The sequence below is a fragment of the Streptomyces sp. NPDC024555 genome (genome assembly GCF_055559335.1).
This window is the reverse complement of the sequence record NZ_JBVHKV010000008.1, coordinates 321,401-337,133: the sequence shown is the minus strand read 5'-3', so window position 1 is coordinate 337,133 and position 15,733 is coordinate 321,401. Positions and strand designations below refer to the sequence as shown.

Below are 15,733 nucleotides of genomic sequence, written 5' to 3'. Positions count from 1 at the left end.
GGAGGGGCCGGAGCCTCAGCTGCCCAGTTCGTGCCCCGTCGTCGCGTCCACATGGTCCGGGATCTCGTCGTGGCGGTCGCCCACCGTCGGGGTGCCGGTGGGTTCGAAGAGGAGGATCGACGCGCCGGTGGGGGCGGTGGGCTTGTGTTCGGTGCCCTTGGGGACGGTGAAGACGGAGCCCCGGGGGAGGTGGACGGTGCGTTCGCCGGCGGGCTCGCGCAGGGAGATGTTCAGTTCGCCGTCGAGGACGAGGAAGAACTCGTCGGTGTCGTCGTGGACGTGCCAGAGGTGTTCGCCGTGGACCTTGGCGACGCGTACGTCGTAGTCGTTGACGCGGGTGACGATGCGGGGGCTCCACAGGGCGTCGAAGGAGGCCAGGGCCGTGGCCAGGGAGAGGGGTTCGCCGGTGCTCATGGGACCCATCCTGGGCGGTTTCGTGCCGCTCCCGTGAGTGCTAGGAATCGCATATGGCGAAAGAATCCTCGCAGGAAGCGGCGAGTGCGCGCGTGCACCGGGTCGTGGTGATCGTGGACGAGAACTCGAACCCGTTCGAGCTGGGCTGCGCGACCGAGGTCTTCGGGCTGCGGAGACCGGAGATCGGGCGGGAGCTGTACGACTTCCGGCTCTGCTCGCCCGAGCCCCGGACCCTGATGCGGGACGGGTTCTTCACGCTGACGGGGGTCGCGGGGCTGGAGGCGGCCGAGGCGGCGGACACCCTGATCGTGCCCAACCGGCCGGACACCGAGGTGCCCCGGCGTCCTGCGGTCCTCGACGCCATCCGCCGGGCGCACGCCCGGGGCGCGCGGCTGCTCGGATTCTGCAGCGGTGCGTTCACGCTGGCCGAGGCCGGGGTTCTGGACGGGCGGCGGGCCACCGCGCACTGGCAGTGGGCGGACGAGTTCCGGGCGCGCTTCCCCTCCGTACGGCTCGAAGCGGACGTGCTCTTCGTGGACGACGGCGACATCCTGACGGCCGCCGGGAGCGCGGCGGCGCTCGACCTCGGGCTCCACGTGGTCCGCCGCGACCACGGCGCGGAGATCGCCAACTCCGTGAGCCGGCGGCTCGTCTTCGCGGCCCACCGGGACGGCGGGCAACGGCAGTTCGTCGAGCGTCCCATGCCCGACGTCCCCGACGATTCCCTGGCCCCGGTCCTCGCCTGGGCCCAGGAACGGCTGGACGCCCCGCTCACCGTCGCGGACCTCGCGGTGCGGGCGGCGGTCAGCCCGGCGACCCTCCACCGCCGCTTCCAGGCCCAGATGGGGACGACGCCGCTGGCCTGGCTCACCGGTGAACGGCTCGCCCTGGCCTGCCGGTTGATCGAGCGCGGCGAGTCCCGTTTCGAGGTGGTCGCCCGGCGCAGCGGCCTCGGGACCGCCGCCAACCTGCGCACCCTGATGCGCCGCGAGACCGGCATCACACCGTCGGCGTACCGGCGGCGGTTCGGGACGGGGTGAGGCGGGGCGGGGACGGGGCCACGACCGGGCTCACGCCCGTGACCGCCCCCCCCCGTTCCCCCATCCGGCACCCCCGTTCCGCCTCTGCACGCAGTGCCAACGGACCGTGCACGCAACGGCAACTCGGGTACGACACCGCGGCGGCATGCTGGTTCACGGGCCGGTGACGGCCCCGTCCGGGAGCCGGGCGGGGCGGTGAGGGCCGCCCGGACCACGGCCCCGGCGCGCGGGGCGGCGACGGAGGAGCGCGTTCATGAGCATGTCCCGCAGGGCCGCGGTGGCCGTCTTACGGCGACCCGCGACCCGTGGTCCCTGGCCGCCGCCCGGGGCCGGTGGGCCACCCGGACCCGGGCCGGGCGGTCAGACCGCCAGGCCGAGACCGGCGAGGCGGTCGGGGTCGGTGAGGATGTCGAGACCGGTGATGCGGCCGTCGCGGATGGTGAACGACATGACGGACAGGGGCCTGCCGTCGGCGTACGAGACGACGCCCGGGGTGCCGTTGACCAGGACGATCCGCGCGTCGGCCGCGAAGCGGGCGAAGGTGATGGCCTGGGAGGCCACATCGGTGGCGCCGCGCCGCAGCACGCTCGGGACGAGGGTGCCGCCGTCGGAACGGGCGACCACGTCCGGGTCGAGGACGGTCAGCAGCGCGTCGAAGTCGCCGCCGCGCGAGGCGGTCAGAAAGGCGTCGACCACGTCGTGCTTGCGGGCGTTGTCCGTGTCGGCGGACGGGGCGGCGCCCTGGACCCGGCGGCGGGCCCGGCTGGCGAGCTGCCGGGTGGAGGCCGCGGTCCGGCCCAGGACGGGCGCGATGTCGTCGAAGGGCACGTCGAACATGTCGTGCAGGACGAAGGCCAGGCGCTCGGCCGGGGACAGCGTCTCCAGGACGATCATGAGGGCGATCCCCACCGAGTCGGCGATCAGGACCTCCTGCTCCGGGTCCACCCGCCGGAGCCGGGTGACCACCGGGTCCGGCAGCCGCACCGATCCGTCCTGCTCGGGCATCGGCTCCTCGCGCCGCGCCGTCCGCGTACGGAGCATGTCCAGGCAGATCCGGCCGACGACGGTCGTGAGCCAGGCCCCGAGGTTCCGCACCTCGCCCACCTCACTGCGGTTCAGCCTGAGCCACGCCTCCTGGACGGCGTCCTCCGCCTCGGCGAGCGAGCCGAGCATCCGGTAGGCGACGGCCCGCAGGGCCGGCCGTTCGGCCTCGAAGCGGTCGGTCGCAGAAAAGTTCTCGTTCACTGTCACACCCCCGTGTCCGGATCCGTCGATCCAGTGACACACGCTAACGGATCACAGGAGATCACCACATGAGCACCGAGAGCACCACCAACATCACCAACACCACCGCCACCACCGCTCCTTCGGCCCGGATGAAGAACCCCGCAGCGGTTCTGCCGGACGCCATGAAGGGCATCCAGAACATCTACAAGGCCATGTACCAGGGCGGGGTCTCCCCGCAGATCCTGGAGCTGGTGCACCTGCGGGCCAGCCAGATCAACGGGTGCAGCGCCTGTGTCTTCGCCGGGGTGGCCGGGGCGAAGAAGCACGGCGAGACGGACGAACGGCTGCACGCCGTGGTCGCCTGGCGCGAGGCCCCCTTCTTCACGGAGGAGGAGCGCGCCGCCCTCGCCCTGACCGAGGCGGCCACCCGGATCGCCGACCGTTCCGGCAAGGCGGTCTCCGACGAGGTGTGGAACGAGGCGGCGGACCACTTCACCGAGGAGCAGCTTTCCGCGATCATCCTGATGATCGGCCTCACCAACCTCTTCAACCGCATCAACACCACCATCGAGGAGCCCGCCGGCACCTCCTGGTGACCGGGGTCCCGGCCTCCGCCCCAGGACGGCCGGGGTTCGGGCCTCCCGCCCCGGGTGCCGGGTGCGGGAGGCCCGTAGGATCGCGGGCGCGGGGCGGGGCCCGTAGCGCAGAGGTCGTCGCGCCCTCACGGCATGTGGGAGGACGCCGGTTCGAATCCGGCCGGACCCGTTCCGTGCTTCCCTCACCCCCTCAGCGCCGTACGAGATGGGTCAGCGTGACCCCGTTGGCGAAGGACGTGCGCTCGGCGACGTCGAAGACCGTGGGGTCGAAGCCGCCGTCGATGACGGGGATGCCGCTTCCGGCCAGGACCGGATAGGTCTTGATCAGCAGTTCGTCGATCTCGGGCAGCAGCGCGCCCGCCAGCCGGCCGCCGCCGCAGAGCCAGACGTCCCGGTCGGTGTCCTCCTCCGCCTTGAGGGCCCGTACGAGGGTCAGGGGATCGTCCGGCACGACGGTGACCGCCGGATCGGTGTCCGGCGCGAGCGTGCTGGACACCACGTACTGCCGCAGATGCGCGTACGGGCTGGTGACCCCGCTGTCGAGCCCCGGCCGGTAGGTGCCGAGCCCCATGAGGACGGTGTCGAAGCGGCGGTTGGGCGCGTCCGTCACACCGACGGCGGCACGGAAGGCGGTCGGGATGGTCTCCGGGTAGAGCGCGTTCACCCAGGCCTGGTAGGCGGCGGCCTGCTGTGCGTCGCCCTGCGGATAGAAATCGAATTCGCCACCGGGTCCGGCGATGCGGCCGTCGAGCGAGACTCCGACGTAGTACACAAGCTTTCGCATCTGGTTCCTCATTCGTAGTACTCTGGTTGAAGTGGTTTGACCGTAGTACTACGACTGGAGTGGTGTCAATGGTGAGGCGGAACGACGAACGGCGCTCGTCCCTCGTCGACGCGGCGATCGAGGTGCTGGCACGGGAGGGCGCGCGCGGGCTGACCTTCCGCGCGGTGGATACGGAGGCGGGCGTGCCGGCGGGCACGGCGTCGAACTACTTCGCCAACCGCGACGATCTGCTGACGCAGGCCGGATCCCGCGTCTACCAGCGGCTTCAGCCCGACGAGGCGGAGTACGCACGCCAGCGCGCAGCCGGTCGCGACCGCGCGACGTACACGGAACTGATGCGCGGAGTCGTCGGCCGCGTCGCCGGTTTCCGCACCGGCTACCTGGCCCTGCTCGAACTCCGTCTGGAGGCCACCCGCCGCCCCGAACTCCGCACGGTCCTCACCGAACGCGTCCGCGCCGACATCGACGCCAACGTCGCGTACCACGAGGCCTCGGGCCTCCCCGGCGACGCCATGGGCGTCAAACTGCTCATCCTGGCCCTGAACTGGCTCATCGTCGAACAGCTCACCCTGCCCGACGTCTTCACGGAGGCGGAACGCGAGGCGCTGGTGACGGCGGCCGTGGAGCGGATCGCGGCGGCGGAGTAGGGGGCGGGGGCGTCAGCTCGCGGGGCGACGGGGTGGCGGGGTCAGCGGATCACCACGTAGAGCAGTGCCCGCAGCAGCACCAGACCGCAGAGCACCACCGCCGTCACGAGTACCCCGCTGCGGATGTTGCGCCGGAGCAGGTCGGCGCCGAGGTACAGGCCGTACCCGGAGAGCCCGGCGGTCACGAGCAGGAGGAGGCCGGCGGCCGGCCCCCGGTCCAGGATGTAGATGAGGACCGACACCACGACGAACTGCGGGAGGCCGAGCAGCAGGATGTTCCGCACGACCGCCGCGTCCGGCACCTGCGGGGCCGGGGCCGCCACCGGGCGGGGCGGGGGCGGGGGTCCGGGCGCGTACGGACCCGGGTGGCCCGGTACCGGCGGCGGCGCGACGGCGGCCTGGGGCGGCGGTGTGGCACCGCCCGCTTCGACACCGGGAGCACCGGCAGCCGCGCCGAGGCTCCTGGCCAGTGTGTCCGCGAAGGCCGGGTCGGCGCGCAGTTCGTCGCTGAGCACGGAGGTCACGATGGACGCCGAGCCCTCGCCGGGGCGTTCGTGCAGCCGGGCCAGTGCCGACGCGCCCAGCGTGGTGCGCCCGAGGCGGCCCCAGACCAGCTCCTGGACCTCCGCCCTCTGCTCGGCCGTGACCGGGGTGCCACCGGTCACCACCCCGACCGCCGCCGTCGCCAGCTCCGCCGCCCGCATGCGCGCCCCTTCTCCCCGCCGCCGTTCCCCGGCCGCGTCCGTGAAACGTTCCCAGCTGTTCCTACCCGTCCTGCCGCGAGATCCACTGTGCCCTGGAAGCGCGCCGCGCGGGGGCGTACGGGAGAGTTCGGCCGGTTCGCGTTCTCCTCCAACTCCCTTCCGCTCCGCGCGTGATGCGGTACGGAACGCCTGCCGCCGCTGCGTCATACTGGGCGCCGGATCACGGGGGAGGTGCCCGGCGCATGGCGTACGGAGCGGGTGGCGCGGGACTGCCCGAACGGGTCGGCGGGTACGCCGTCGAGCGGGAACTGGGCGCGGGAGGGATGGGCGTCGTCTATCTCGCCCGGTCGCGGGGCGGACGCGCCGTGGCCGTGAAGGTGGCGCGGCCGGAGCTGGCCGCCGATCCGCACTTCCGCGAGCGGTTCCGGGCCGAGGTCGAGGCGGCGCGGAGCGTCGGCGGCTTCCATACGGCACCGGTCGTCGACGCGGACCCGGACGCCACGGCCCCCTGGCTGGCGACCGCGTACATCCCCGGCCCCACGCTCGCCGCCCTCGTCGACGCCGAGGGGCCGATGGACGAGGCCCGGCTGCGGCAGCTCGGCGCCGCGCTCGCCGAGGCCCTGGCGGCCATCCACGCCTGCGGGCTGGTCCACCGCGACCTCAAGCCCGGCAACATCATCATGGCCTCCGACGGGCCGCGCGTCCTGGACTTCGGGATCGCCCGCGCCCTGGAATCGACCCGGCTCACGGCCACCGGAGTGGCCTTCGGCACGCCCGGCTTCCTCGCACCCGAACAGGCCCAGGGGCTCGAAGTCGGCGGCGCCGCCGATGTGTTCGCCCTCGGCGCGGTGCTCGTCGCGGCGGCGGGCGGCAGCGCGTTCGGGGCGGGCACGCCCATGGGGCTCATGTACCGCTCGGTGCACGAGGCGCCGGACCTCGGCGCGGTGCCGGCGGGGGTCCGGGACGTCGTGGCCGCCTGCCTGGAGAAGGAACCCGACCAACGCCCCACCCCGGACGACCTGTTGGACCGGTTCGTCCCTGGCGCGCAGCCACACGTACCACCGGCCGCCCACGCCCCGACCGTGGCCGTACCGCCCCAGCCCCCGCACCCGCCGGCCGACGCCACCCCGCCCGCGGCCCGCCCGGCCCACCCGCCGGCCCAGGCGGCTCCGACGCCGTACGGACATCTCCCGGCCCAGGCCGGCCAGACCCCTGCCCAGGCCGTCCCCTGGTATCAGGCGCCGACCGTGGCGGCCGGTGCGGACCCCGGGGTGTTTCCCGCGGACCGTGTGCCGTACGGCGCGGGGACCGCTCCGGCCACCCCGGACGGCGACATCGGGCTGGTGGCGGTGGGAACGGACAGCTCCCTGGTGGTCGACGCGCTGGGCGTCGAGTTCCTGGCGGCCAACGGCGTCGACCTCCAGTTCACCTGGCCCCAGATCGGCCGGATCGACTACACCACCACGGGCCCCAAGCACCTCTGCGTCACCGTCCACCTCCGCGCGGGGACCGTCCACACCTGGGTCGTCGCGGCCCGCCGACGGGCCCGGCTGCGGGAGTGGCTCCAGGACCTGCCGCTGATCCTGGACTACTTCACGTAGGACCGGGCCGGACGGAGAGACGCCGTGGCCGGGGCCGGATTTCTCTCAGCCCGCCGCCGCGTAGAGGACGTCCCGCAGTTCCGGGTCCGTCTCGCGGTCGCGGCGCCAGACCAGGCGCAGGCTGAGGTCGGGTACGGGCAGGGCGAGGGGCACGAGGGTGCCGGCGCGGAGGCTGTCGGCGACGGCGAAGTGCGGCAACAGGGTCATGCCGAGGCCGTGTTCGGCCCAGGCGCGCATCACGGGGACCCCGCCCGCGCGGACGCGGCGGGGGCCGGTGCCCAGGACGTGGTGGCCGGCCAGCCAGAAGGAGCACTCGGGGACGTTGACCAGGAGCGGCCGGTCGTCGAGGTCGGCGGGGGAGAGGGTGGGTCGGCCGGCGAGCGGGTGGTCCGGGGCGGCGACGAGGGCCAGGGGGACGGGGTCGAGGTCGAGGAAGGCGAGCGCGCCGGCCGGTGCGGGGAAGCCCAGCCCGCCGATCGCGTCCCCGACGTCCAGCAGCAGCGCCGCGTCGAGCCGCCCGTCCGCCACATCGGTGAACAGCCCCCGCCGCGTACGGTCGGAGCGCACGTCCACCGCCAGATCCGGGCGGCGCGCGGCCAGCCGTGCCAGGACGAGCGGCACATGCGAACCCGCCAGCGTCTCCAGGGCCCCGAGCCGCAGCCGCGCCGGCTCACCGCGCACCTCGCGCGCCGCCCGCTCGGCCGTGTCGAGCAGCGTCCGGGCCCAGCCGCGCAGCCGCTCCCCGGCATCCGTCGGCTCCATCCCGCGCGGCCCCCGCGCGAACAGGGCCACCCCGAGAGACGCTTCCAGCGTCCGGATCTGCTGCGATACGGAGGACGGGGCCAGGCCCAGCGCGACGGCGGCGTCCGTGACGGTGCGGTGCCGGAGCACGGCCTCGAAGGTGGCGAGCTGACGTAGATCCACGTACGCCCCAACACGCGCCCCGCGTACGGAAATTCCGAACGCGGCGTGCGGCCGTCCCGGTGGAGCCCCGCACCCGCTCGGCCCGAGGGTGGGCGGCATGTCCGAACGATCCACGCCCAGAAGCCCCGCTCCCGCCGAGGCCGTCGAGCCGCGGGGCGCACCCGGCTCCTCCGACGCCCCCACCCCCCGGCGGCGCGCTGCCGCGCTGGCCGGTATCTCGCTGGGTTACTTCATGGTGCTGCTGGACACCACCGTGCTGGCGGTCGCCGAACCCGACCTGGCCGCGTCGCTGCGGACCTCGACGGCCGGGCTCCAGTGGGCCACCACCGGCTACACCGTGGTGTTCGCCGCGCTGCTGCTCTCCGCGGGGGCGGCGGCCGACCGGTACGGTGCGGAGCGGCTGTTCCGGGCCGGGACGGCTGTGTTCGCCGCGGCCTCCCTGCTCAGCGCCGTGGCCCCGAACCTGGGGGTGCTGCTCGCCCTGCGTGCCGTGTCGGGAGCCGCGGCAGCCGCCTGCGTCCCCGCCTCGATGGCCCTGATCGCCCGCCTCTATCCGCAGCCCGCGTCCAGGGCCCGCGCCATCTCCGTCTGGGCCGCCGTCAGCGGCGCGGCCGTGGCGGCGGGCCCGATCGTGGGCGGCGCGCTGGTGGGGGCGGCCGGATGGCGGGCCGTCTTCCTGGTCAACGTGCCGCTCGGGGCCCTCGTGCTGGCCCTGGTCCACGGTGACCGGGTACGCGGCCCGCGCGGCGGCACCCGTATCGACTGGCCGGCCCAGGCGGCGGCCGTCGCGGTCCTGGCCCTGCTCACGGACACCCTGATCGCCGCGGGCTCCGGTGCCCGGACCCACACGGTGGTGGCGGCCTGCGGCCTCGGTGCCGCGCTCACCGTCTTCACGGTGCTGGAGCGGCGCAGCGACGCCCCCGTCCTGAACCGCGCCCTGCTGCGCTCGGCCCCCGTACGCGCCGGACTCCTGGCGGGAGCGGTCACCAACTTCGCACTGTCCGGCGCCCTGTTCGTCCTGCCGCTGCTCCTGCACCGCGAACGGCACCTGACGGCTCTGGAGACCGGGCTCGCCTTCCTCCCGCTCACCGTGCCGTTCGCGGCGAACCCGCCCCTGACCGGCCGGATCGTCGCCCGCACCGGCCCGCGCGCCCCGATCCTCACGGGCCTCGCCCTGCTCACCGCCGGAGGGGCCGTGCTCGCCGCCGCCGTCCTCGCCGAGGGCCCCTACCTCTGGCTCGCTGCGGGCCTGCTCCTCACCGGCTTCGGCATCTCCTTCGTCCTGCCGGCCCTCGTCGCCGCGGTCATCGGCGCCGCGCCGCCCGGTACGGCGGGCTCCGTCGGCGGCCTCCTGAACGCGGTCCGCCAGGTCGGGGCCACCCTCGGCGTCGCGCTCATGGGCGCGGCCACCCACGCCGGGACGGGCTGGTCCCTGGTCCTGTCGGGCGGACTGTGCGCGCTGGCCTGGCTGGTGTTCGCGCTGACGCCGAGAACGGCCGCTTCCGCGCCGGCCTGAGCCGCTGGGGCCTGTCTGCCCATTCCCGTCTGCCGGACGACGGGAACGGTCGGACAGGCCCTAGCATGCCGGGGTGGACCTCTTCACCCGTTCCTGGGCCGCCCTGCGCGAGGTGGTCGCCGGTCTTCCGCCCGAGGACTTCGCCCGGCCCTCCGGCTGCACCGGCTGGCTCGTACGCGATCTCGTGTGCCACCTGGTCATCGATGCCCAGGACGTCCTGATCACCCTCGCCACCCCCGCCGACACGGAGCCGACGCGTGACGCCGTGACGTACTGGGAGGTGTCCGCCACCCCGCCCACCGGCGAGGACCCGCTCGACGCGCTGACGGTGCGGCTGGCGGCGGCGTACGAGGACCCGGCCCTGCTGACCTTCCACCTCGACGACGTCGGCGCGGCGGCGGGCCGCGCCGCCGCCCTCGCCGATCCCGCGGCCCGCGTCGGCACCCAGGGCCAGGTCCTCACGGTCGCGGACTACCTCACCGCGTACGTCCTGGAATGGACCCTGCACCACCTGGACCTCGTCGCCCGCCTCTCCGGCCCCGACGGCCCGCCCGCCGACTGCCTGGCCGAGGCCCGCCGCCTCCTGGAAGCCATCGCCGGCGCGCCCTTCCCCGCCCCGTTCTCCGACAAGGACGCCCTGCTCCTCGGCACCGGCCGCCGCACCCCCACCCCACAGGAACGCGCCGCCCTGGGCCCCCTCGCCGCCCGGCTGCCGTTCGTCCTCGGCTGACCCGGAGCCCCGGCGCGCGGCCGGGGCGCCGCTCACTCCGCGTCGATGATCTTGCCGTTCTTGTCGAGCGTGTGGGTCCTCCAGTACACGTCCCACGTGTCGTCGACCTTCTTCGGCACCTTGCCCTCCGGGTACCGGCTGTACCCCGCCGGAGGCTCCTCCTTGTCCGGCACACACGCCGAGCCCGTGCTCCCCACGTACAGCACGGGGTACTCACCGTTGCTGCACACCGCCTCGCTGTACTCCAGACCCGCGCACCCGGTCACGGTCATCAGGGCCGCCGCCCCCGTGAACACGGCGGCGGCGACACGAACCCGACGCCGCCGGAGGGCGGGGGTGGGGCGGGGGGTGCTGGCGGTCCTCATGGTCAACTCCAAGTCGTTCGGTCGGCCTTCACTCTCGCCGCCGACCGGGCGAGCCCGACTGAGTAGGCGTACTCACGAACGGCCGTGCGCGTACCCAAAACGCTGCCGGGCGGGTTCTGCCCCCTGTGGCGCGGCCGAACAGGCTTATTCGCTACGCCGGTTGCGTAAATCTTCGCCCTGCCGCTAACCTGATTTACGAAACGGCCGTAGCGGAAAAGGGAGTGGCGCATGGAACCCGGTGCACGGCGGGGGCGACCGCGCAGCGAGGCGGCGGACGCGCGGATCGGTGAGGCCGCGTTGGCCCTGCTGCTCGACCGTGGATACGACCGCTTCTCGGTCGATGAGGTGGCGGTGCGGGCGGGGGTCGCCAAGACGACGCTCTACCGGCGGTGGCCGACGAAGGACCACCTGGTCGTCGCGGTCGTCGCCCGGCTGCAGGACGAGGTTCCCGTCGTCTACCGGGGGGACGTGCGCGCCGATCTCACCCGCTACCTCAACGCGATCGTCGACGGCCTCCACCGGATGCGGCTCGCGGGCCGGCCCGAGGGTTCCGGGGACCGGTCCGCCGGGCTCGTCGCGGAGGTCGCCGCGGCGGCCGCCCGGCACGCGGACCTCGGGACGGCCGTGCACGAGCTCTTCGCGCGGCGCAACGCGCTCGTTCTGAGGCTTCTCGAAGAGGCCAAGGAGAAGGGCGAGTTGGGGCCCGACGTCCGGCCCGACGTGGTCTTCGACCAGCTGGCCGGCGCGCTGTACTACCGGCTGCTCATCACCGGGCAGCCCCTCGATCCCCCGTACGTCGATCTCCTGGTGGAGAGCGTCCTGGGCGGCGCGTCCGCCTGAACCACCGGGTCGGGCCGGCCCCTCGCCTCCGCCCGAACCACCGCCTCCGCCCGAACCACCGCGTCCGGAGAGCCCGGGTGCGTGCTCCGCCTCCCTTCACGACGAGAGGAAGCACCATGACCGCAGACCTCGACCCGGCGCCCACGTACCTCGCGGCGGACGCCGGCCCCGGCCCCGCCCCCCGCTCCGCCCGGCCGCGCAGAAGGCGGCGGCTGCTTCTCGGGAGCGGCGCCGCGTTCCTCGTCCTCCTCGCCGGGTACACCACGTGGAGCGTGAACGACCCCGTCCGGCTGACCGCCTCCATCGAGATCGAGGCCTCCCCGGACGAGGTCTGGAAGGTGCTCACCGACCTGCCCGCCTATCCGAGCTGGAACCCGTTCGTGGTCTCCTCCCGGGTCACCTCGTCCGGGGGCACCCTCGAAGAGGGCGCCACCCTGCGCAACGTTCTGCGCGACCGGACCGGCGATTCCGTCTTCACCCCGGAGGTCCTGGCCGTCGAACCGGGGCGGGAGCTGCGCTGGCTCGGGAAGATGGGGCCCGGCTGGATCGCGGACGGGGAACACAGCTTCGTCATCGAGGAGATCGGCGACCACCGGGTCCGCCTCACACAGAGCGAGAGCTTCACCGGAGTGGCCGTGCCGTTCGCCAAGGGGAAGCTCCGGTCCGACACGCTTCCGCAGTTCCGCGCGATGAACGAGGCGCTGGCCCGGCGCGTGGAGGCGGTCGGCCACACGGACCGGTGAGCCGGGCGGCGTACCGGTCACACCGCCCGCAGCGCCCGGGGCCCTTCCGGATCGGGGCGGTCGCCCACGAGGGCGGGCAGGTCCGTGAGCGCGGTGATCCGGAAGTCCGCGCTCTCCCGTACGTCGGGGTGGTCCGCCCACCAGTGGCCGTACGGGCCCCGGCGCAGATGGGCGGCGAGCAGGCCGCAGGAACGGGCCGGGAACAGGTCGTCCGCCGGGTGGTCGCCCACGTACAGCGTCGCGGAGGGTGCGGCGCCGGACACCTCCAGGACGCGGGCGAAGAACTCCGGGTCCGGTTTGGTGACGCCCCATTCCTCCGAGGTGACGACGAGATCCGCGGGGAGGTCGAGGGCGCGCAGCAGGTCCCCCGCGCGGGCCGTTCCGTTGGCCGCGACGACCACGCGCACGCCCAGCGAACGGAGTTCGGCCAGGGCGGGGCGGACGTCGGGGTAGAGGTCGGACTCGTCCAGATACTCACCGCGGCCGGCCGCCGCCCTGGCCCGGGCGGCCTCCGCGACGTCCATCCCGGGGCGCAGCAGCCCCAGCGCGTCGGCGCCGTCCCCGCCCCGGACGACCGAGGCGCCGACGAGGGCGCTCAGCGTGTGCGGGGGGACGCCGAGCCAGTCGGCCCAGGACGCCCAGTAGCGGTCGTCGCGGACGAGGGTCTCACCGATGTCGAAGACGATCGTTTCCATCACCGGACCGACCCTACGGCGCCGCCGCCGCCGAACGGCCGAGGCGCCAGGGGGCGCGGTGGCGCGCGAGCCGTACGGCGGAGGGCGCGTGGCGGGGACCCGGCGGTGTGCGGCGTGTGGCGTGTGTGACAGGGGTTTGCTGAACGGGCTGCGGTGACGTACGGGCCGTACGCCGTACGCCCCTCGTCCGGCGCCCGTGGCCGGCGGGGGCCGAACGCCCCTCGTCCGGCGCCCCCGTGACCAGCGGGGACATCCGGCCGGTCAGCGGCCGGCTACCCGCTCGTATGCTCGGTTCATGACCGATCCCCAGCCCGGACGTCCCACGACCAACTCCATGCGACGTGCCCTCAAGCGCGCCAGAGACGGTGTCGCCCTCGATGTGGCCGAGGCCGCCGTGCTCCTCCGGGCGCGCGGCGACGACCTGACGGATCTCACCGCGTCGGCCGCCCGGGTCCGCGACGCGGGCCTCGAAGCGGCGGGCCGGCCCGGCGTCATCACGTACTCCCGCAAGGTCTTCATCCCGCTGACCCGGCTCTGCCGCGACACGTGCCACTACTGCACCTTCGTCACCGTCCCCGGCAAGCTGCGGCGCGACGGCCACGGGATGTTCCTGTCGCCCGACGAGGTCCTGGACATCGCGCGGAAGGGCGCGGCCCTGGGATGCAAGGAAGCGCTGTTCACGCTCGGGGACCGGCCGGAGGACCGCTGGCCGGAGGCGCGGGAGTGGCTGGAGGCCGAGGGGTACGACGACACCCTCGCGTACGTACGGGCCATGGCGATCCGGGTGCTGGAGGAGACCGGGCTGCTGCCGCACCTCAACCCCGGGGTGCTGACCTGGACCGACCTCCAGCGGCTGAAGCCCGTCGCCCCGTCCATGGGCATGATGCTGGAGACCACGGCGACCCGGCTCTGGTCCGAGAAGGGCGGGCCGCACCACGGCTCACCGGACAAGGAGCCCGCCGTGCGGCTGCGGGTGCTGGAGGACGCGGGGCGGTCCAACGTCCCGTTCACCACCGGCATCCTCATCGGGATCGGCGAGACGTACGAGGAGCGCGCCGACTCCCTCTTCGAGCTGCGCCGCACCGCCCGCGCCTACCACGGCATCCAGGAAGTCATCGTCCAGAACTTCCGCGCCAAGCCGGACACCGCGATGCGGGCCATGCCGGACGCGGAGCTGGAGGAGCTGGCCGCGGCCATCGCCGTGGCCCGGCACATCCTCGGCCCGTCCGCGCGCATCCAGGCCCCGCCGAACCTGGTCGACTCCGAGTACGCGCTGATCGTCGGCGCCGGCATCGACGACTGGGGCGGGGTCTCGCCGCTCACCCCGGACCATGTGAACCCCGAGCGCCCCTGGCCGCACATCGACGAACTCGCCGCCCGCACGGCCGAGTCCGGCTTCGCGCTGCGGGAACGCCTCACCATCTACCCGGAGTTCATCCGGCGCGGCGAGCCCTGGCTCGACCCGCGCCTCCTGCCGCACGTGCGGGCGCTCGCGGACCCGGAGACCGGACTGGCGAAGGAGGACGCGATCCCGGCCGGGCTGCCGTGGCAGGAGCCGGACGAGGAGTTCGGCGCCTCCGGCCGCACCGATCTGCACCGCACCATCGACACCGAGGGCCGCACCGGCGACCGCCGCGAGGACTTCGACGAGGTGTACGGGGACTGGGAGGCGCTGCGCGAGGCCGCGGCGCCCGGGATGGTGCCGTCCCGGATCGACGGTGACGTCAGGGCCGCGCTGAGCCGGGCCGCGGACGACCCGACCCGGCTCACCGACGACCAGGCGCTCACCCTGCTCCACGCGGACGGGCCGGCGCTGGACGAGCTGTGCCGGATCGCGGACACGCTCCGCCGTGACGTGGTCGGCGACGACGTCACGTACATCGTGACGCGCAACATCAACTTCACCAACGTCTGCTACACCGGCTGCCGCTTCTGCGCCTTCGCCCAGCGGCGCACCGACGCCGACGCGTACACCCTCTCCCTGGACCAGGTCGCGGACCGGGCCGCGCAGGCGTGGGACGTCGGCGCGGTCGAGGTCTGCATGCAGGGCGGCATCCACCCGGACCTGCCCGGCACCGCGTACTTCGACATCGCACGGGCGGTGAAGGAGCGCGTCCCCGGCATCCACGTCCACGCGTTCTCCCCGATGGAGGTCGTCAACGGAGCCACCCGCACCGGCCTGTCGATCCGCGACTGGCTGCTCGCCGCGAAGGAGGCCGGGCTCGGCTCGATCCCCGGGACGGCGGCGGAGATCCTGGACGACGAGGTCCGCTGGGTCCTCACCAAGGGCAAACTCCCCACCGCCACCTGGCTGGAGGTCGTCAGGACCGCCCACGAGGTGGGGCTGCGCTCCTCGTCCACGATGATGTACGGGCATGTCGACCAGCCCCGCCACTGGCTCGGCCATCTGCGCACCCTGGCGGCGCTCCAGCAGGAGACCGGCGGCTTCACGGAGTTCGTGACGCTCCCCTTCATCCACACCAACGCCCCCGTCTACCTCGCGGGCATCGCCCGCCCCGGCCCCACCGACCGAGACAACCGCGCCGTCACCGCCATGGCCCGCCTCCTCCTCCACCCCCACATCACCAACATCCAGACCAGCTGGGTGAAGCTCGGCACCGAGGGCGCCGCCGAGATGCTCCGCTCGGGCGCCAACGACCTGGGCGGCACCCTCATGGAGGAGACCATCTCCCGCATGGCCGGCTCCGGTTACGGCTCCTACCGCTCCGTCCAGGACCTGATCGCCATCGCCGACCTCGCCGGACGCCCGGCGAAGCCCCGCACGACCCTCTACGGCGAGGTCCCCGAGGAACGCGTCGCCGCGGCCACCGCCTCCGACGGCCACCTCCCCGAACTCCTCCCGGTCCTCCCGCAGTAGCGGCCGCGCCCCGTCCCGTTCGCCGCCTC

The 15,733-nt window shown here is 74.0% G+C and carries 16 protein-coding genes and 1 tRNA gene; 10 read left to right on the top strand and 7 right to left on the bottom strand.

Features of this window, described 5'->3' with window-relative positions:
- Window positions 1–15: 15 nt before the first annotated feature.
- A complete protein-coding gene (locus ACZ4FH_RS16605) occupies window positions 16–414 on the bottom strand; it encodes a cupin domain-containing protein (RefSeq protein WP_467305312.1) in 399 nt (132 codons plus the stop codon).
- Window positions 415–467: 53 nt separating this feature from the next.
- On the opposite strand from ACZ4FH_RS16605, the gene ACZ4FH_RS16600 reads away from it, so the two are divergent.
- Entirely contained in the window at window positions 468–1,454 is a 987-nt protein-coding gene (locus ACZ4FH_RS16600) for a GlxA family transcriptional regulator (RefSeq protein WP_467305311.1), read from the top strand.
- Window positions 1,455–1,814: 360 nt separating this feature from the next.
- Here the strand turns inward: ACZ4FH_RS16600 and sigJ are convergent, their stop codons facing one another.
- Window positions 1,815–2,699, bottom strand: a complete 885-nt coding sequence (gene sigJ, locus ACZ4FH_RS16595; protein WP_467305310.1) for an RNA polymerase sigma factor SigJ — start codon at window positions 2,697–2,699, stop codon at window positions 1,815–1,817.
- A 68-nt stretch (window positions 2,700–2,767) separates the two neighbouring features.
- Here sigJ and ACZ4FH_RS16590 point away from each other — a divergent pair, with 68 nt between their 5' ends.
- Window positions 2,768–3,277, top strand: a complete 510-nt coding sequence (locus ACZ4FH_RS16590) for a carboxymuconolactone decarboxylase family protein (RefSeq protein ID WP_467305308.1) — start codon at window positions 2,768–2,770, stop codon at window positions 3,275–3,277.
- A gap of 96 nt (window positions 3,278–3,373) precedes the next feature.
- A tRNA-Ala gene (locus ACZ4FH_RS16585) sits at window positions 3,374–3,446 on the top strand.
- A gap of 21 nt (window positions 3,447–3,467) precedes the next feature.
- On the opposite strand, the gene ACZ4FH_RS16580 is transcribed toward ACZ4FH_RS16585, so the two are convergent.
- Window positions 3,468–4,061, bottom strand: a complete 594-nt coding sequence (locus ACZ4FH_RS16580; protein WP_467305306.1) for a dihydrofolate reductase family protein — start codon at window positions 4,059–4,061, stop codon at window positions 3,468–3,470.
- Window positions 4,062–4,129: 68 nt separating this feature from the next.
- On the opposite strand from ACZ4FH_RS16580, the gene ACZ4FH_RS16575 reads away from it, so the two are divergent.
- On the top strand, window positions 4,130–4,708 hold the full coding sequence (locus ACZ4FH_RS16575) for a TetR/AcrR family transcriptional regulator (RefSeq protein ID WP_467305305.1): 579 nt from the start codon (window positions 4,130–4,132) through the stop codon (window positions 4,706–4,708).
- A 41-nt stretch (window positions 4,709–4,749) separates the two neighbouring features.
- On the opposite strand, the gene ACZ4FH_RS16570 is transcribed toward ACZ4FH_RS16575, so the two are convergent.
- On the bottom strand, window positions 4,750–5,412 hold the full coding sequence (locus ACZ4FH_RS16570; protein ID WP_467305304.1) for a hypothetical protein: 663 nt from the start codon (window positions 5,410–5,412) through the stop codon (window positions 4,750–4,752).
- A 242-nt stretch (window positions 5,413–5,654) separates the two neighbouring features.
- Here ACZ4FH_RS16570 and ACZ4FH_RS16565 point away from each other — a divergent pair, with 242 nt between their 5' ends.
- Window positions 5,655–7,013 carry a serine/threonine-protein kinase gene (locus tag ACZ4FH_RS16565; protein WP_467305302.1) on the top strand — a complete coding sequence of 453 codons (1,359 nt, stop codon included), beginning with the start codon at window positions 5,655–5,657 and terminating at the stop codon, window positions 7,011–7,013.
- Between the two features lie 45 nt (window positions 7,014–7,058).
- Here the strand turns inward: ACZ4FH_RS16565 and ACZ4FH_RS16560 are convergent, their stop codons facing one another.
- On the bottom strand, window positions 7,059–7,937 hold the full coding sequence (locus ACZ4FH_RS16560; protein WP_467305301.1) for a LysR family transcriptional regulator: 879 nt from the start codon (window positions 7,935–7,937) through the stop codon (window positions 7,059–7,061).
- 97 nt (window positions 7,938–8,034) lie between these two features.
- On the opposite strand from ACZ4FH_RS16560, the gene ACZ4FH_RS16555 reads away from it, so the two are divergent.
- Both ACZ4FH_RS16555 and ACZ4FH_RS16550 read left to right on the top strand, forming a co-directional pair.
- Entirely contained in the window at window positions 8,035–9,453 is a 1,419-nt protein-coding gene (locus ACZ4FH_RS16555) for an MFS transporter (RefSeq protein WP_467305300.1), read from the top strand.
- A gap of 73 nt (window positions 9,454–9,526) precedes the next feature.
- Entirely contained in the window at window positions 9,527–10,183 is a 657-nt protein-coding gene (locus tag ACZ4FH_RS16550) for a maleylpyruvate isomerase N-terminal domain-containing protein (RefSeq protein ID WP_467305299.1), read from the top strand.
- 32 nt (window positions 10,184–10,215) lie between these two features.
- Here ACZ4FH_RS16550 and ACZ4FH_RS16545 read toward each other — a convergent pair whose 3' ends face one another.
- Window positions 10,216–10,548 carry an SCO0607 family lipoprotein gene (locus ACZ4FH_RS16545; protein WP_467305297.1) on the bottom strand — a complete coding sequence of 111 codons (333 nt, stop codon included), beginning with the start codon at window positions 10,546–10,548 and terminating at the stop codon, window positions 10,216–10,218.
- Window positions 10,549–10,776: 228 nt separating this feature from the next.
- Here ACZ4FH_RS16545 and ACZ4FH_RS16540 point away from each other — a divergent pair, with 228 nt between their 5' ends.
- Together ACZ4FH_RS16540 and ACZ4FH_RS16535 are read left to right on the top strand one after the other, a co-directional pair.
- Window positions 10,777–11,388, top strand: a complete 612-nt coding sequence (locus tag ACZ4FH_RS16540; protein WP_467305296.1) for a TetR/AcrR family transcriptional regulator — start codon at window positions 10,777–10,779, stop codon at window positions 11,386–11,388.
- A 116-nt stretch (window positions 11,389–11,504) separates the two neighbouring features.
- A complete protein-coding gene (locus tag ACZ4FH_RS16535; protein ID WP_467305294.1) occupies window positions 11,505–12,131 on the top strand; it encodes an SRPBCC family protein in 627 nt (208 codons plus the stop codon).
- Window positions 12,132–12,148: 17 nt separating this feature from the next.
- On the opposite strand, the gene ACZ4FH_RS16530 is transcribed toward ACZ4FH_RS16535, so the two are convergent.
- Entirely contained in the window at window positions 12,149–12,826 is a 678-nt protein-coding gene (locus ACZ4FH_RS16530; RefSeq protein ID WP_383647581.1) for an HAD family hydrolase, read from the bottom strand.
- Between the two features lie 295 nt (window positions 12,827–13,121).
- Here ACZ4FH_RS16530 and ACZ4FH_RS16525 point away from each other — a divergent pair, with 295 nt between their 5' ends.
- Window positions 13,122–15,704, top strand: coding sequence for a bifunctional FO biosynthesis protein CofGH (locus tag ACZ4FH_RS16525; protein WP_467305292.1), 2,583 nt, complete (start codon window positions 13,122–13,124; stop codon window positions 15,702–15,704).
- Window positions 15,705–15,733 lie beyond the last annotated feature (29 nt).

What these genes read in the sequence shown, in the direction of transcription:
- ACZ4FH_RS16605 (WP_467305312.1), bottom strand. Translation starts at nt 414, where the DNA reads ATGAGCACCGGCGAACCCCTCTCCCTGGCCACGGCCCTGGCCTCCTTC.
- ACZ4FH_RS16600 (WP_467305311.1), top strand. Translation starts at nt 468, where the DNA reads ATGGCGAAAGAATCCTCGCAGGAAGCGGCGAGTGCGCGCGTGCACCGG.
- ACZ4FH_RS16590 (WP_467305308.1), top strand. Translation starts at nt 2,768, where the DNA reads ATGAGCACCGAGAGCACCACCAACATCACCAACACCACCGCCACCACC.
- ACZ4FH_RS16580 (WP_467305306.1), bottom strand. Translation starts at nt 4,061, where the DNA reads ATGCGAAAGCTTGTGTACTACGTCGGAGTCTCGCTCGACGGCCGCATC.
- ACZ4FH_RS16575 (WP_467305305.1), top strand. Translation starts at nt 4,130, where the DNA reads ATGGTGAGGCGGAACGACGAACGGCGCTCGTCCCTCGTCGACGCGGCG.
- ACZ4FH_RS16570 (WP_467305304.1), bottom strand. Translation starts at nt 5,412, where the DNA reads ATGCGGGCGGCGGAGCTGGCGACGGCGGCGGTCGGGGTGGTGACCGGT.
- ACZ4FH_RS16565 (WP_467305302.1), top strand. Translation starts at nt 5,655, where the DNA reads ATGGCGTACGGAGCGGGTGGCGCGGGACTGCCCGAACGGGTCGGCGGG.
- ACZ4FH_RS16555 (WP_467305300.1), top strand. Translation starts at nt 8,035, where the DNA reads ATGTCCGAACGATCCACGCCCAGAAGCCCCGCTCCCGCCGAGGCCGTC.
- ACZ4FH_RS16545 (WP_467305297.1), bottom strand. Translation starts at nt 10,548, where the DNA reads ATGAGGACCGCCAGCACCCCCCGCCCCACCCCCGCCCTCCGGCGGCGT.
- ACZ4FH_RS16540 (WP_467305296.1), top strand. Translation starts at nt 10,777, where the DNA reads ATGGAACCCGGTGCACGGCGGGGGCGACCGCGCAGCGAGGCGGCGGAC.
- ACZ4FH_RS16535 (WP_467305294.1), top strand. Translation starts at nt 11,505, where the DNA reads ATGACCGCAGACCTCGACCCGGCGCCCACGTACCTCGCGGCGGACGCC.
- ACZ4FH_RS16530 (WP_383647581.1), bottom strand. Translation starts at nt 12,826, where the DNA reads ATGGAAACGATCGTCTTCGACATCGGTGAGACCCTCGTCCGCGACGAC.
- ACZ4FH_RS16525 (WP_467305292.1), top strand. Translation starts at nt 13,122, where the DNA reads ATGACCGATCCCCAGCCCGGACGTCCCACGACCAACTCCATGCGACGT.